This is a genomic window from Micromonospora sp. NPDC007208, from assembly GCF_042869175.1.
Lineage (GTDB): Bacteria > Actinomycetota > Actinomycetes > Mycobacteriales > Micromonosporaceae > Micromonospora > Micromonospora foliorum.
This window is the reverse complement of the sequence record NZ_JBIAFG010000003.1, coordinates 1-15,152: the sequence shown is the minus strand read 5'-3', so window position 1 is coordinate 15,152 and position 15,152 is coordinate 1. Positions and strand designations below refer to the sequence as shown.

Sequence of the window (15,152 nt, the reverse complement as noted above, 5' to 3'; positions counted from 1 at the left end):
TGAGCCGGTCGCCTGCTTGAGCCGGTCGCCTGCTTGAGCCGGTCGCCTGCTTGGCCCGGTCGCGTGCCTGAGCCGGTCGCGTGCCCGGGCGGCCTGAGGCGCAAGGTCGTGGGACTCAGGGGCGGATGTCGGCGGGGCGGTCGGTGGTGGGTAGGCCGGCGGCGAGCCAGGCGTCCACGCCGCCGATCATGTCGGTGGCCCGGCGCAGCCCGAGGGTCTGCAGGCTGGCGGCGGCCAGACTGGAGCTGTAGCCCTGCCGGCACGCCAGGACGATCTCCCGGTCGTACCCGGTGGCTTCCGGGATCCGCCAGGCGCTGGCCGGATCGAGGCGCCACTCCAGTACGGTCCGGTCGATGACGATCGCGCCCGGCAGGTCGCCCTGTTCGCGGCGCTGTAGTTCGGTACGGGTGTCGACCAGCAACGCACCGCCGCGGACCGCCTCGACGGTCTGCTGCGGAGTCAGTCGGTGCAGCCCGGCGCGGGCCTGTTCGAGTAGGGCGTCTATACCGGGGCTCATTACGTCTCGGAGCACCACCCGATCATGCCGATTCGGTGGCACCGCCGGCGGCGAACGGGCCGCCCGTCACCCGTCGCCGCCCCAATTCCCCCGGACGTGACGGTGGCCGGCCAGGGCGGTCAGCCGGACGTGTCATCGCGGCTCACTCTGGCCCCTCAACCGGCATGATCGACACGGCTTCACGGAAGTCGCGGTGTCCCGCCAACGGGGATACCGCGCCTTCAATGAACCCGAGTCGATCATCGGGCGACCGGGCGACCGGGCGACCGGGCGACCGGCCCGACGGGCCCACCGGCCCGACGAGCCCCACCGGCCCACCGGCCCGACGGGCCCACCGGCCCGACGAGCCCGACGAGCCCACCGAGCCCGACCAGCCCGACGAGCCCAACGGGCATACTTCGGTCATGCACCACGGGAGGCTGTGCTGAACCCGGAGACTGGCAGGCCGACCGTGGCGGTCGTCGAGGCGTACGCCGAATTGGCTCGTCGGGTGCTCGCGGGCCCGGCGCGGTTGGGGCGGACCCGGCTGGTGGCGGTCGACGGGCCGAGCGGCGCGGGCAAGAGCCGGTTCGCCGCGCGGCTCGCGGATGCCCTGGCGGGGCCGCTCGGCGGCCGACCGCCGGTAGTGCACACCGACGACCTGCTCGACGGGTGGGACGACCAGGTCACCTTCTGGCCCCGGCTCGACGAGGGGGTGCTCGCCCCGCTGCGGAACGGGAAGCCGGGCGCCTACCGGCGGTACAGCTGGGTCCGGCAACGCTTCCTGCCCCGGCCGGTTGCGGTGCCGGTGGCTCCGGTGCTGGTGGTCGAGGGGGTCAGCGCCGCCCGGGCGGTTGTCCGGCCGGAGCTGACGCTTGCCGTGTTCGTCACGGCGCCCGCGTCGCTGCGGCTGTCTCGCGCGGTCGCCCGGGACGGGCCGGAGATCCTGCCGGAGCTGCGCCGCTGGCATGACGGGGAGCGGGCGCACTTCGCCGTCGACGAGACCGCGACCCACGCCGACCTGTTGGTGGACGGCGCGCCGACATTGCCGCACGACGCGGAGCGGTACTACGTGCGGCTGCGCTGAGCGGGGCATGGACGTCGGCGACCGACTGCGGCACGATGCGGGGAGCTACGGCGAACGGGGAGCCACCATGACGGCAGCGGACGCGCCAGCGCGGCGTCGGATCACCCTCACCGGCATCAGCTCGCGGGCCTGGGAGCATCCGGCCGACCGGGGTGCCCTGGTCGCCCTGCGGGAGCTGCGCGGTTTCGACGATGTGGTGCGGGCGTTCTTCGGGATGTGGAACGAGCGGGGTTTCCGGCTGTCCGTGCTGGCCTCCGGCATCCGGGTCGACCACCGGCAGTACCCGGCGGTGTGGCAGCGCTACACCGAGGCCGCGGCGGCGCTCGACGTGGCCGAGCTGCCCGAGCTGTACGTGACCCAGTCGCCCTGGTTGGGTGCCGAGGCGGTCGGGTTGGAGCGGCCGTTCATCGTGCTGAACTCCGCGTGCGTGCAGCAGCTCGACGAGGACGAGCTGCGCTGTCTGCTCGGCCACGAGTTGGGGCACGTGGGCAGCGGGCACGCGGTCTACAAGACGATGCTCATGATCCTCACCCGGTGGGCGGCCAACCTGAGCTGGTTGCCGGTCGGCGCGATCGCGCTGCGGGCCATCATCGCGGCGATGCTGGAGTGGTGGCGCAAGGCGGAGCTGTCCGCCGACCGGGCCGGCCTGCTCGCCGGGCAGGACCCGGCCGCCGCGCTGCGGCTGCTGATGAAGCTGGCCGGCGGCGGTGACCTGTCCCAGGTCGACACCACCGCCTTCCTGGAGCAGGCCGCCGAGTACGCCGGCGGCGGCGACCTGCGCGACAGCCTGCACAAGATCCGGATGACCGCGTGGAGCACCCACCCGGTGCCGGTGGCGCGGGCGGCGCAGCTGCGCCAGTGGATCGACTCCGGGGCGTACGGGCGGGTGCTGGCCGGGGACTATCCGCGCCGCGAGGACGACAGCTCGACAAGCGTCTCGGAGGAGATCAAGGCGGCTGCCGAGTCGTACCGGGAGGAGTTCAGCCGGTCCACCGACCCACTGGTCGGGTTGCTGCGCCGGCTCGGCGACGGCGCGAGCGACGTCGGCGAGTGGGTGGGCGGCACCGCCGGTCGGGCCCGTTCCTGGATGGACGCCGCCACCGAGGCGGCGGGCCGCGCGCACCGCGCCGGCCGGGCCGCCCCCGGCGCGCGGGCCGGCACCGGCCCCGCGGACAGCGGTGACGGTACGGGCTCCGCCGGCACGCCCCGGTAAGGCCGGCATACGATGCCGGTCATGACCTCACCGATCATGTCCGAGTCCGAGGTGCGGGCCGCCGTCGAGCGGGAGATGCCCGGCGTCCGGGCCGACCTGGAGCGCCTCGTCCGCATCCCCGGCATCGCCTTCGAGGGCTTCGACCACTCGCACGTGGAACGCTCCGCCGAGGCGGTCGCCGAGCTGCTGCGCGGTTGTGGCCTGGACGTCGACATCGTGCGCTCCGGCGGCCAGCCGGCGGTGATCGGCCGTCGGGCCGCCCCGCCCGGCGCACCCACCGTGCTGCTCTACGCCCACCACGACGTCCAGCCGGTCGGGGACCGGTCGCTGTGGGAGTCCGACCCGTTCGAGCCGGTGGAACGGGACGGCCGGCTCTACGCCCGCGGCGCGGCCGACGACAAGGCCGGCATCATGGCGCACGTCGCGGCGCTGCGCGCGTACGGCGACGCGCTGCCGGTCGGCGTGGTCCTCTTCATCGAGGGCGAGGAGGAGTACGGCTCCGACTCGCTGGAGCAACTGCTGGCCGAGCACCGCGACGAGATCGCCTCGGACGTCATCGTGATCGCCGACTCCGGCAACTGGGACATCGGCGTACCGGCGTTGACCACCTCGCTGCGGGGCATCGTCAACTGCTTCGTCGAGGTGCGCACGCTGGACCACGCGGTGCACAGCGGCATGTTCGGCGGCGCCGTGCCGGACGCGCTCACCGCGCTGGTCCGGCTGCTGGCGACGCTGCACGACGACGCCGGTGACGTGGCCGTGGACGGGTTGGTCGGCCGGGAGGGCGCCACCGTCGACTACCCGGAGGACCGGGTCCGGGCCGAGGCCGGGCTCGCCGAGGGCGTGCAGTTCATCGGCACCGGCCGGATCACCGACCGGCTCTGGACCAAGCCGGCGCTGGCCATCCTCGGTGTCGACGCGCCGTCCACCGGCGAGGCGCCGAACGCCCTGGTCCCGGCCGCGAAGGCGAAGCTCAGCATCCGCCTCGCCCCGGGCGACGACCCCAAGCGGGCGTACGCGGCGGTGCGCGCGCACCTGGAGCAGCACGCGCCGTGGGGCGCGCAGGTGACTGTCACCTTCGAACACGACGGCGACCCGTGCGTGATCGACGCGTCCGGGCCGATGTTCGACGCCGCCCGTTCGGCCTTCCGGACCGCCTGGGACGGCACCGACCCGGTGGACATCGGCGTCGGCGGCTCGATTCCGTTCATCGCCACCTTCCAGGAGATGTTCCCGAAGGCGGCGATCCTGGTGACCGGTGTGGAGGACCCGCACGCCCGCGCGCACGGCCCGAACGAGAGTCTGCACCTGGGGGAGTTCGCCCGGGTCTGCCTCGCCGAGGCGCTGCTCCTGCGCAACGTGGCGGCGGCGGGCAGTTAGGTGTCAGAACGGCAACTTTGGGCCTGATCTGGGAGTTTACGGCGTGTCGGACGGTCAGCTGTTATAGCCTTTCGTACATGAGTACGAACGAGGTGATGGCCCGGTTGGGGGCCGCTGTCAGCGCACTGGGAGATGTCGATGTCTCCGCGTGGTCCGAGGACACGCTCAACGAACAGCTCGGTGAGCTCTCCGCCGCACTGGTCGCCCTCGACTCGGTGCTCTCCCGGGTCGCCGGCGAGGTCCGCGCCCGAGGGTTGCGCATCGAGGAGCCCGTCTCCGCCTGATCGGTCGTCCGCGTGAGCGGGCGGCACCCGACACCGCCCGGGCACGGCAATGCCCGGGCGGTGTCGGAGGTGACTGGCAGGATGAGCTGCGTGCGGTTCCTCGATCTGGCAGCCACCTCCGCCGCAGTCGGCGCCACCAGCGGCCGACGGGCCAAGGTGGAGCTGCTCGCTGACGCGCTGCGCCGGCTCGACCCTGACGAGGTCGAGGCCGGTGCCGGCTATCTCGCCGGTGAGCTGCGCCAACGGCAGACCGGGGTCGGCTACGCGAGCCTGCGTGACCTGCCGCCACCGGCCGCCGAACCGACCTTGACGGTGGCCGCCGTGGACGCGGCCATCGCGCAGATCGCCGCGGTGCACGGCTCGGGCTCGCAGGCCCGGCGTCGGGCGTTGCTCGGTGCGCTCTACGCGTCGGCGACGGCCGACGAGCAGCGCCTGCTCACCGGCCTGTTCAGCGGCGAGCTACGCCAGGGTGCCCAGGCCGGGCTCCTCGCGGACGCCGTGGCCCGGGCCGCCGACGTGCCGGTGGCGGCGGTCCGCCGGGCGCTGCTGCTCGCCGGTGACCTCCGGGCGGTGGCGGTGGCCGCGCTGGCCGGCGGGGCCGCCGAGTTGGCCGGGTTCGGTCTGCAGGTCGGCCGGCCGCTGGCGCCGATGCTCGCGCAGAGCGCCTCCTCGGTCGACGAGGCGCTCGCCGCGACCGGCACGCCGGCGGTGGTCGACGTGAAGCTCGACGGCATCCGCATCCAGGTGCACCGCTCCGGTGCCGACATCGCCGTGTTCACCCGCAGCCTCGACGAGATCACCACTCGGGTGCCCGAGGTGGTCGCCGCGGTCCGTGCCCTGCCCGGCCGGGAGTTGGTCCTCGACGGCGAGGCGATCGGCCTGGACGAGACCGGTCGTCCACTGCCGTTCCAGCAGACGTCGAGCCGGGCCGCCCGACGCACCACCCCCAGCACCACCGGGCGCACACCCGTGGCTCCGGCGGTGCTGGCGGCGGCTGCCAGCACGGGCGCGACAGTGCTCACCCCGTACTTCTTCGACCTGCTGCACCTCGACGGCGAGGATCTGATCGACCTTCCCGGCCGGGAGCGGTGGGCCGCCCTCGCCGGTGCGGTGGACTCGTCGCTGCTGGTCGGGCGGATGGAGGTCGACGACCCGGAGCAGGCCGCCACCGCGTTCGCCGCCGCGCTCGACGCCGGGCAGGAGGGCGTGGTGGTCAAGGCACCGGACGCGCCCTACGACGCCGGTCGGCGCGGCGCCGCCTGGGTCAAGGTGAAACCGCGGCACACCCTCGACCTGGTGGTGCTCGCCGTCGAGTGGGGCAGTGGCCGACGCAAGGGCTGGCTGTCCAACCTGCATCTGGGTGCCCGTGACGCGCGCACCGGCGAGTTCGTCATGCTCGGCAAGACGTTCAAGGGGCTCACCGACGAGCTGCTGCGGTGGCAGACCGAGCGGTTCCTCGGCCTCGCCGTCGAACGCGGCGACTGGGTGGTCCGGGTCCGGCCCGAGCAGGTGGTGGAGATCGCCTTCGACGGGGTGCAGACGAGTTCGCGCTATCCCGGTGAGATGGCGCTGCGGTTCGCCCGGGTGGTCCGCTATCGCGACGACAAGTCCGCCGCCGAGGCGGACACCATCGACGCGGTCCGTGCCATCCACGCCGGCCGTCCCACCGGCTGACCGGCCGGTCCCGCGCCGAGCCGCACACCTCGGTGCAGCGCGTCGGCCTCAGTCAGGCGGTCGGTGTCGGTTCGGCGGCCCGGTCCAGGGGAGCCGGGGTGGTGCCGATGCCGGCGGCCCGGCGGGCCTCCCGACGGGCCACCCAGCCGTAGCCGAAGAGAGCCATCACCGCGAAGAGCCACCACTGCACGACGTAGCCGAAGTTCTGCCAGTTGTTGGCGTGCCCGACCGGCACCGCCTTGAACACTGGATCGGCCGCCGGGGTCTGCTCGTCGAGCAGCAGGTAGGCACCGTAGACCGGGTAGGGAAGCTCGCCGGCCAGCCGCGACACCCCGATCCGCCGGATCTCCAGCAACCCGTCGCGTCGGGCCACCGCACCGGCGCCGCTCTCGGTCTCGTGCACCCGACCGACCACCGTCACGTCGCCGGTCGGCGCGGCCGGCACCGACGGCAGGGCCGTCGCCCCACCGGGTGCCGGCGGGATCCACCCCCTGTCCACCAGCAGCGCCGTGCCGTCGGTGAACACAAGCGGGGTGAGCACCTCGAAGCCGACCCGGCTGTCCACCGTCCGGCCACGGACCAGCACGGTGTTCGTGGGGTCGTACCGGCCGGTGACGGTGACCCGGGTCCAGACCTTGTCCTCGGCGGGGGCCGGACCGGCCGTCCCCGCGCCGCCGGTGGGAGCGCTCAGCGCGTCGGCGAGCGGCACGGGGGCCATCCGCTGGCCGGCGTCGATCCGCTCGTTGACCTCGGTGCGCCCCCGGTAGCGGTCCAGCTGCCAGTTGCCGAGGAACACCATGACGGCGGCCGCGACCAGGGTCAGCGCGAGAGCGCCCAGCCAGCGTGGGCTCAGCAGGAACCGGTACACGGCACCGAGGCTACTCGTATGACCGGCGCCACTGACCTGGACCGGGCCGGACCGGTCCGGGACCGACGCCCGGGGCCCTGCCAGGGCCGGGCCGCCCACCCCGGTTGGCGGTGCTCGCGCCTCCGGCCGGGCGGGTATCGTCACGCCGACGGATCGGCCTCGGTCGTCCCGTCGCGTACCCGCCGCCGCTCGCGAGGAGTCGATGATGACCGTCGTGCCGCGCCTGGTGCTCAGCGCGCCGTCCTCCGGGCACGGTAAGAACGCGCTGGCGATCGGGCTGCTCGCCGCCCTGGCCGAGCGAGGGGTCGACGTCGCCGGTTTCAAGCTCGGGCCGGACCACGTCGACGCCGCCTACCTCGGCCTAGCCTCCGGTCGGCCGGGTCGGGTGATCGACCCCCGGCTGGTCGGCATCGACCGGCTCGCCCCGCTGGTGGCGCACGGTGCCGCCGGTGCCGGGCTGGCCGTGGTGCAGGGCAGCATGGGGCTGTACGACTCGGTCGGTGGCCGTCCCGAGCAGGAGTCCACGGCCGCCGCGGCCGCCGCGCTGCGCAGCCCTGTGGTGCTCGTTGTCGACGTGGCCGCGATGGGTCAGTCGGTGGCGGCCCTGGTGCACGGTTTCCGGTCGTACGACGAGCAGTTGTGGCTCGGCGGCGTGATCCTCAACCGGGTGGCGTCGTCCCGGCACGAGGGGATGCTGCGCGAGGCGTTGGACGACGTGGGAGTGCCGGTCTACGGCGCGCTGCGTCGCCAGGACCTGCCGGCGGTGCTGCCGTCGCGTCGGCACGGTGTGGCGCCGGTGGTCGACGACTCGGCCGACGCCGTCCGCGCGGTCCGCCGGCTGGGCGAGGCCGTCGCCGCCACGGTCGACCTGGAACGGCTGCTCGGGCTGGCCCGCTCCGCTCCGCCGCTGCCGGCGCCGGCCTGGTCTCCCGAGGAGGCCCTCGGCACGTTCACACCCCCGGCGAACCGGCCGCTGGTGGCGGTGGCCGGTGGGCCGGGCGGCAGCTTCAGCCACCCGGAGACCACCGAGCTGCTCCGGGCCGCCGGCGCCGAGGTCGTCGTCGTCGACCCGCTTCGCGACGAGGCGCTGCCGGTCGGCACCCGCGCGCTTGTCGTCGGCGGCGCGCTGCCCGAGGCGTACGCCGAGCAGTTGTCGGCCAACCGGCGGCTGTGCATCGCGGTGGCCGAGTTGGCACGGACCGGGCGTCCGGTGATCGCCGAGGGCGCCGGGCTGCTCTGGCTGGCCCGGGAGCTGGACGGGCTGCCGATGTGCGGTGTCCTGGACGCGGTCGGCGTCAGCCGGGACGGGGTGGTGGCCGGCTACCGGGAGGCGACCGCCCAGACCGACAGTGTCGTCGCCGCCACCGGCACGGTGCTGGTCGGGCACAAGGCACACCGTGCGGTGCTCACCCCCCGCGCTGGTCAGCGCCCGGCCTGGAGCTGGGACGGCGGCGCGCCGGAGGGCTTCGTCTGGCGTAACGTGCACGCCTCGCAGCTCACCCTGCACTGGGCCAGCCATCCGGCGACGGCCGCCCGGTTGGTCGCCGCGGCGGCGGCTGAGCCGACGAGCGAGGTGGTGCCCGCGCAGCCCGGCGGGGTGTCGGTGTGATCGGTCAGGTGGCGGTGCGCCGGTTCCCGGCGTTGACCGTCTCCACCCCGCGTACCGAGGTGCGTCAGCTCACGGCGGCCGACGCGGCGGCGGCCGGGGAGATCTTCGCCGACAAGCTGACCCGGCGTTGGCTGCCGCTGCCCGGTGACTCCGGCCCGATCGACGGGCTGGCCTGGTGCACCGATCTGGCCCGGCAGCGGCGCGACAGCGGGGAGGGTGACCACTACGCGGTGCTCCGGCGGGAGGACGACCAGGTGGTCGGCTCGCTGTGGACCCGGCGTACCGACTGGGGCGCCCGCCTCACCGAGATCTCCTACGCGATGGCGGCGCACGCGCGCGGCTTCGGCTTCGCCGCCGAGGCGGTCGACGCGGTGGCCATCGCGCTGATCCTGGAGCACGGCTTCCAACGGGTCGAGCTGCGGGTGGCACCCGGCAACCTGGCCTCGCGCCGGGTTGCCGAGAAGGCCGGGTTCAGCTACGAGGGTCTGCTGCGTAACGCCGGTTTCGTCAGCGGCGGCCGGGTCGATCTGGAACTCTGGTCGTTCGTCGCCGCCGACCTGCGCTGAGCAGAGCGCACCGACCTGCAGACCGTCAACCGACGATGGCGTCCGACGGTGGGGTGAACTGGCGGGTCGGTGTGCCCTTCAGGCCGTCGCGCAGGGTCTCCGAAACCGCCTTGATCGGGATCTGGGACTGCCCGTCACCGACGGCGTTGAACGGATTGTCCGGGTCGGAGATGAAGCTCGCCGCAGCCAACTCCGGGGTGTAGCCCACGAACCAGGCGGACCGGGTGCTGTCGGTCGTACCGGTCTTGCCGGCCACCGGGCGTCCGACGGTGCCCCGCACGCTGTCGGCGGTGGACCAGCCGCCGCAGCTACCGCGCGCCGGGGTGTCTCCGGTCGGGCAGCGGGCCGCGTCGGTGGCCGCCCGCGCGGCGTCCGCGCTGACCACCTGCCGGCAGCGTGGCTTGGCCACTTCGCGGTGGAGGCCGCCCGGGGTGGCGTACGTGGCGGGCGTGCCGTCCCGGTTCATGATCGCTTGCACCGGGATGGCCTCGCAGTAGCGGCCGTCGGCGGCGATGGCGGCGTACGCGTTCGCCATCTCCAGTGGGGTGGCGTCGGAGACGCCCAGGGTGAACGCACCCCACTTCTTCGCCTTGTCCGGGGACGCGTGGTCCCGGTCGACGTCGGTGCGCCACCGCAGCCCGAGTTGTTCGGCCAACCGGACCGCCCGGTCCGCGCCGACCTTCTCCTCCAGCCACACGAAGTATGTGTTGACCGATTTGCCGAAGCCGGACCACATGGTCTGCTGGCCGGTCATGGCGCCGCTGGCGTTGGAGGGCGACCAGCCGTCGTAGACCTCGGACCGGTAGCGGTAGGGCGCGTTGAACGAGGTGGAGAGGGTCATGCCCGAGTCCAGCGCGGCCAACATCGGGAACATCTTGAACGTCGACCCGGCCTGGTAGCCGGCCAGGTCACCGCCGCCGAGCAGTGGTGCCACCGTGTTCGGGTAGTTGGCCTTCACCTTCGGCCCGGCCTCGGGGTTGGAGCTCTGTGGGTTCTCGGCCAGGTCCAGCGAGTACGTCCGGTTCACCGCCATGGCCTTCACCCGCCCGGTGCCCGGTTCGGAGACCACGATGCCGTTGGCGAACGGACTGCCGGTGGCTTCCTTGGTGCCGACGCTCTTCTCGGCCGCCTCCTGGATCTTCGGGTCGAGGCTGAGCACGATCCGGTAGCCGCCCCGGCGCAGGTTGTCCATCCGTTCCAGCCGGTTCGCCCCGAACGCGGGCTGCGCGCTCCACCAGTTCTTCAGGTAGTCGCAGGCGAAGCCCCAGCTGTTGTACTTCTCCATCACCGCGGCGCAGTCGTGCGGTGGGGTGGTCAGCTTGAGCCGGATCGGCTCGGACTTGGCCGCAGCGGCCGAGTCGGGGGAGAGGTAGCCGAGTTGGCTCATCCGGTCCAGCACGTAGTTGCGCCGCCCGGTGGCCTCCTTCTGGTCGGAGTCGGCCGGGTCGTACTCGGAGGGGGACTTGACCAGTCCGGCGAGGGTGGCGGCCTCGACCGGGGTGAGGTCCTTCGGGGTCTTGGAGAAGAAGATCTCGCTGGCCGCGTAGATGCCGTACGCCCGGTGCCCGAAGTACGCCGAGTTCAGGTAGCGCTCCATGATCTCTTCCTTGCTGATCTCCTTCTCCAGGTCCAGCGCCATCCGCATCTCCTTGACCTTGCGCAGGCTGGTCTGCTGGGTGGCTTCCTGGACCTCCTTGGGCGTGGTCGCGCTGTCCCGCAGGGCCATCCGGACGTACTGCATGGTCAGCGTCGAGGCGCCCTGGGAGCCGCCGGAGCGGGCGTTGGAGACGAAGGCCCGGGCCACGCCCTTCGGGTCGACGCCGTGGTGCTGGTAGAAGCGGGAGTCCTCGGCGGCCACGATCGCCTGCTGGATGTTCGGCGACATGTCCGACAGCTTCGTGTACTGCCGGTACTCCTCGTAGAACATGGTCAGCACGGTCTTGCCGTCCGGGCCGTAGACGTACGAGGTCTCGGCGGGCAGGGCGGTCTTCAGCAACCGGGTCTTCTGGTCCACGGCGTGCGCGGTGGCCTTCGCGCCGAGCCCGGTGAGGGCGACCAGTGGGTAGGCGGCGGCGGCGATCACGATTCCGGCGATCAGTCCGGCGCGCAGGAGAGGGACGAGTCGACCAGCGGCAGCAAGGGGTCGGTTGCTCACGTGGTCAAGTTATGACATTTCCGATTCGTACATGAGAAGAACTCTTAAACCGGCGAGTGGTGACGTGGCTTACGCCGGGATCGACTGTCCCACCGGCCACCTTCCCGGCAGGATCGCGGACATGTCTGATCAGCCGAGCGTGGTCGACCCACCCACCGGGGTCGAGCCGGACCTCGCGCACCACGGCGACGCCGAGGCCACCGCCGGCCTGATCGACCTCGCTGTCAATGTCCGTCGGGCGCGGCCTCCCGCCTGGCTGGCCGACCCGATCGCCGCGACCCTTACCGACCTGGCCCGCTATCCGGACCCGGCGCCGGCCCGGGCGGCGGTCGCCGCCCGACACCGCCGTCACCCGAACGAGGTGCTGCTCACCGCCGGGGCCGCCGAGGGGTTCGTGCTGATCGCCCAGGCGCTGCGCGGCGTTCGCCGCCCCGTGGTGGTGCACCCCCAGTTCACCGAGCCGGAGGCGGCGTTGCGGGCCGCCGGGCATCCGGTCGAGCGGGTGCTGCTCGACGCCGCCGAAGGCTTCCGGCTCGACCCGTCCCGGGTGCCCGCCGACGCCGACCTCGTGATGATCGGCAACCCGACGAACCCGACCTCGGTGCTGCACCCCGCCCAGACGGTGGCCGCGCTGGCCCGCCCCGGCCGGGTGCTGGTGGTCGACGAGGCGTTCGCCGACACCACCATCGCCCCCGGGCACCCGGGCGAACCGGAGTCGCTGGCCGACCGCCGCGACCTGCCCGGGCTGCTCGTGGTGCGCAGCCTCACCAAGACGTGGGGCCTGGCCGGCCTGCGGATCGGTTACCTGCTCGGCGCTCCGGAGCTGCTGTCCCGGCTGGCCGCCGTCCAACCGCTCTGGGCCGTCTCCACGCCGGCGCTGGCGGCCGCGTCGGCCTGCGCCAGCGCCGTCGCGGTCCAGGCCGAGCGCGCGATCGCCGCCGACCTCGCCGCCGACCGCGACCACCTGGTCGCGCGCCTCGCCGACCTGCCCGGTGTACGCGTCGTCGGCCGTCCCGCCAGCGCGTTCGTCCTGCTGCACCTGCCGGGCGCGAGCGCGATCCGGGCCGCCCTGCGCGAGCGCGGCTGGGCGGTGCGCCGAGGCGACACGTTCCCCGGGCTCGGCCCGGACTGGCTGCGGGTGGCCGTACGCGACCGAAACACCACCGACGCGTTCATCGACGTGCTGCGCGAGACCATGGAGGCATGATGCTGGAGACCACGATCGCGGCGATCCGCCCGGCGGACGAAGCGGCCATGGCCGCCGCCCGGGAGCTGCACGGCCGGCTGACCAAGCCGGCTGGCTCGCTGGGCGCGCTGGAGGAGCTTTCGGTACGCCTCGCCGGCCTGGCCGGCGCCTGCCCACCACCGCTGCCCGAGCCGGCCGCGGTGGCGATCTTCGCGGGTGACCACGGGGTGCACGCCCAGGGGGTGAGCCCCTGGCCGCAGGAGGTCACCGCGCAGATGATCGGCAATTTCCTGGCCGGCGGAGCGGTGGTCAACGCGTTCGCTCGGCAGGCCGGCGCCTCGGTCACCGTTGTCGACGTCGGCGTGGCCACCCCGCTGCCCACCGACCCGGCGATCCTCGACCCGGCTGTTCCCGACCCGGCTGTTCCCGACCCGGCGGTCCTCGACCCGGCGGTGCCGCGACTGGTTGTCGCGTCCGTCCGCCGGGGCACCCGCGACCTCACGGTGACCGCCGCGCTGACCCGGGACGAGGCGCTGGCGGCGGTGCAGACCGGCATCCGGATCGCCGACGAGCTGATCGACGCTGGCGCCGGCATCCTGCTCACCGGGGACATGGGCATCGCCAACACCACCCCGGCCGCCGCGCTGATCGCCGCGTTCACCGGCGTCGACGCGCTCGACGCCACCGGCCGGGGCACCGGGGTCGACGACCCGACGTACGCGCACAAGGTGGCGGTGGTGCGGGCCGCGCTGGCCCGGCACACCCCCGACCCGGCGGACCCGCTGGGGGTGCTGGCCGCCGTCGGTGGCCTGGAGCACGCCGCCCTGGCCGGGCTGATCCTGGGGGCCGCGGCGCGCCGCACGCCGGTGCTGCTGGACGGGGTGATCGCGGTCTCGGCCGCGCTCGCCGCCGCCGCGTTCGCCCCGGACGCGATCTGCGCCATGGTCGCCGGCCACCGCTCGGCCGAGCCCGGTGCCACGGCCGCGCTGCGCCACCTCGGCCTCGACCCGCTCATCGACCTGGGGCTGCGCCTCGGCGAGGGCACCGGCGCGCTGCTGGCGTTGCCCGTGGTCACCGGCGCGGTCCGGGTGCTGCACGAGGTGGCCACCTTCGACTCCGCCGGGGTGGCCGAGAAGTGACCACGCGCACCGAACGCGCCGCCCGCCTCGGTGGTGTGGCGTGACCTCCAATCCGTACCCCCTTGGTTTGCGCCTGCACGGGCGGCGGGTGGTCGTGGTGGGCGGCGGGGCGGTCGCCACCCGGCGGGTACCCGCGCTGCTGGACGCCGGTGCGGACGTCCTGCTGGTGGCCCCGGAGCTGACCCCGGCGCTGCGGGCCCGGGCCGACGCGGGTCGGCTGCACTGGGTGCAGCGTCGGTTCGTGCCCGAGGACCTGGACGGCGCCTGGCTGGTCCAGGTCGCCATCGACGACCCGGTCGCGGCGGCCTCGGTGAGCGCCGTCGCCGCCGAGCGGCGGATCTTCTGCGTCCGGGCCGACGACCGGACGGCCGCCACCGCCTGGACCCCGGCGGTGACCCGGCACGGCCCGGTCACCGTGGCGGTGCTCGGCGGCGGCGATCCCCGACGTGCGATGACCGTCCGCGACGCGATCCGCGACCTGCTCGCCGTGCGTCTGGCACCGGACGGGACCGCTCCGACGCAGAGCGGGCCCGAAGCTGTGACCGGTGCGACCGGTGCGACCGGCGGGCGGCAGTCCGGGCGGGTGGCGCTTGTCGGGGCGGGGCCGGGCGACCCGGAGCTGATCACCGTGAAGGGTTGGCGGCTGCTCACCGAGGCCGACGTGGTGGTCGCCGACCGGTTGGTGCCCGGGCTGCTCCTCGACGAGCTGCGCCCCGACGTCGAGCTGGTGGACGCCTCGAAGATCCCCTACGGCCCGTCCCGGGCACAGGAGGAGATCAACCAGATCCTGGTCGACCGTGCCCGGGCCGGCGCCTTCGTGGTGCGGCTCAAGGGCGGTGACCCGTACGTCTTCGGCCGGGGCGGCGAGGAGCTGCTGGCCTGCGCGGCGGCCGGCGTGCCGGTGACCGTGGTGCCCGGGGTGACGAGCTCCATCGCCGCGCCGGCCGCGGCCGGTATCCCGGTCACCCACCGGGGGGTGGCGCACGAGTTCACGGTGGTCTCCGGGCACCTGGCACCCGACTCGCCCGCTTCGTTGGTGCGCTGGGACGCCCTCGCCGGTCTGCACGGCACCCTGGTGATCCTGATGGGGCTGAAGAACCTCGCCGCCATCACGGCCACCCTCATCGCCCACGGTCGGTCACCGCAGACGCCGGCAGCGGTCGTCCAGGAGGCCACCACGGGCACCCAGCGGGTCCTGCGGTCCACGCTGGGGGAGGTGGCCGCCGCCGCGCTCACGGCCGAGCTGCGCCCGCCCGCAGTCGTCGTGGTGGGCGATGTGGTGAACGCCCTCGACAGCTGACAGGCGACCGAACGCGGGTCCGGGTGAAGAGCCACCGGCCGATGGTTCGTTCCGACCGTGCCGGCGACGCCGATCAGACGTTGGAACACCCCGGCAGGGTAGATCTTGGACAGTTTCCGTTACGTGGGCGGGCTCAACTGGTGGTTGCAACACCCCCTTTGGTGATTGTCGTTGGGGTGGTTATGGCGTCGAGGT

General features: G+C 73.7%; 13 protein-coding genes. 10 read left to right on the top strand and 3 right to left on the bottom strand.

Annotated features, from left to right (window positions below; all coding sequences use genetic code 11):
- Positions 1-115: 115 nt before the first annotated feature.
- The gene (locus ACFYL6_RS06425) at positions 116-517 is read right to left on the bottom strand and encodes a rhodanese-like domain-containing protein (RefSeq protein ID WP_387169495.1); all 402 of its coding nucleotides are present in this window, start codon (positions 515-517) and stop codon (positions 116-118) included.
- A gap of 193 nt (positions 518-710) precedes the next feature.
- On the opposite strand from ACFYL6_RS06425, the gene ACFYL6_RS06420 reads away from it, so the two are divergent.
- The 5 genes from ACFYL6_RS06420 to ACFYL6_RS06400 all read left to right on the top strand — a co-directional run bounded on the left by ACFYL6_RS06420 (position 711) and on the right by ACFYL6_RS06400 (position 6,134).
- Entirely contained in the window at positions 711-1,583 is an 873-nt protein-coding gene (locus tag ACFYL6_RS06420; protein WP_387168296.1) for a uridine kinase, read from the top strand.
- 67 nt (positions 1,584-1,650) lie between these two features.
- Positions 1,651-2,796, top strand: coding sequence for a M48 family metallopeptidase (locus ACFYL6_RS06415; protein WP_387168293.1), 1,146 nt, complete (start codon positions 1,651-1,653; stop codon positions 2,794-2,796).
- A 36-nt stretch (positions 2,797-2,832) separates the two neighbouring features.
- Positions 2,833-4,176, top strand: coding sequence for a dipeptidase (locus tag ACFYL6_RS06410; protein WP_387169493.1), 1,344 nt, complete (start codon positions 2,833-2,835; stop codon positions 4,174-4,176).
- Positions 4,177-4,253: 77 nt separating this feature from the next.
- Entirely contained in the window at positions 4,254-4,460 is a 207-nt protein-coding gene (locus tag ACFYL6_RS06405) for a hypothetical protein (RefSeq protein WP_030333429.1), read from the top strand.
- Positions 4,461-4,541: 81 nt separating this feature from the next.
- Positions 4,542-6,134 (top strand): ATP-dependent DNA ligase, encoded by a 1,593-nt coding sequence (locus ACFYL6_RS06400; protein WP_387168289.1) that lies wholly within the window; start codon positions 4,542-4,544, stop codon positions 6,132-6,134.
- 52 nt (positions 6,135-6,186) lie between these two features.
- Here the strand turns inward: ACFYL6_RS06400 and ACFYL6_RS06395 are convergent, their stop codons facing one another.
- A complete protein-coding gene (locus tag ACFYL6_RS06395; RefSeq protein ID WP_387168286.1) occupies positions 6,187-7,002 on the bottom strand; it encodes an SURF1 family protein in 816 nt (271 codons plus the stop codon).
- A gap of 205 nt (positions 7,003-7,207) precedes the next feature.
- Between ACFYL6_RS06395 and ACFYL6_RS06390 the strand changes: the two genes are divergently transcribed.
- Both ACFYL6_RS06390 and ACFYL6_RS06385 read left to right on the top strand, forming a co-directional pair.
- Complete coding sequence (locus ACFYL6_RS06390) at positions 7,208-8,611, top strand: cobyrinate a,c-diamide synthase (RefSeq protein WP_387168283.1); 1,404 nt, start codon at positions 7,208-7,210, stop codon at positions 8,609-8,611.
- A complete protein-coding gene (locus tag ACFYL6_RS06385; RefSeq protein WP_355008924.1) occupies positions 8,608-9,177 on the top strand; it encodes a GNAT family protein in 570 nt (189 codons plus the stop codon). Before ACFYL6_RS06390 ends, ACFYL6_RS06385 begins: the two co-directional genes overlap by 4 nt.
- A gap of 25 nt (positions 9,178-9,202) precedes the next feature.
- Here ACFYL6_RS06385 and ACFYL6_RS06380 read toward each other — a convergent pair whose 3' ends face one another.
- The gene (locus ACFYL6_RS06380) at positions 9,203-11,332 is read right to left on the bottom strand and encodes a transglycosylase domain-containing protein (protein WP_387168280.1); all 2,130 of its coding nucleotides are present in this window, start codon (positions 11,330-11,332) and stop codon (positions 9,203-9,205) included.
- A 121-nt stretch (positions 11,333-11,453) separates the two neighbouring features.
- Here ACFYL6_RS06380 and cobC point away from each other — a divergent pair, with 121 nt between their 5' ends.
- The 3 genes from cobC to cobA are packed head-to-tail and all read left to right on the top strand — an operon-like array spanning position 11,454 to position 14,957.
- Positions 11,454-12,539, top strand: coding sequence for an Rv2231c family pyridoxal phosphate-dependent protein CobC (gene cobC, locus ACFYL6_RS06375; protein ID WP_387168277.1), 1,086 nt, complete (start codon positions 11,454-11,456; stop codon positions 12,537-12,539).
- The gene (gene cobT, locus ACFYL6_RS06370; RefSeq protein WP_387169491.1) at positions 12,539-13,657 is read left to right on the top strand and encodes a nicotinate-nucleotide--dimethylbenzimidazole phosphoribosyltransferase; all 1,119 of its coding nucleotides are present in this window, start codon (positions 12,539-12,541) and stop codon (positions 13,655-13,657) included. The genes cobC and cobT overlap by 1 nt, the downstream gene beginning before the upstream one ends.
- 40 nt (positions 13,658-13,697) lie before the next feature.
- A complete protein-coding gene (gene cobA, locus ACFYL6_RS06365) occupies positions 13,698-14,957 on the top strand; it encodes a uroporphyrinogen-III C-methyltransferase (RefSeq protein WP_387168274.1) in 1,260 nt (419 codons plus the stop codon).
- Positions 14,958-15,152: the final 195 nt, after the last annotated feature.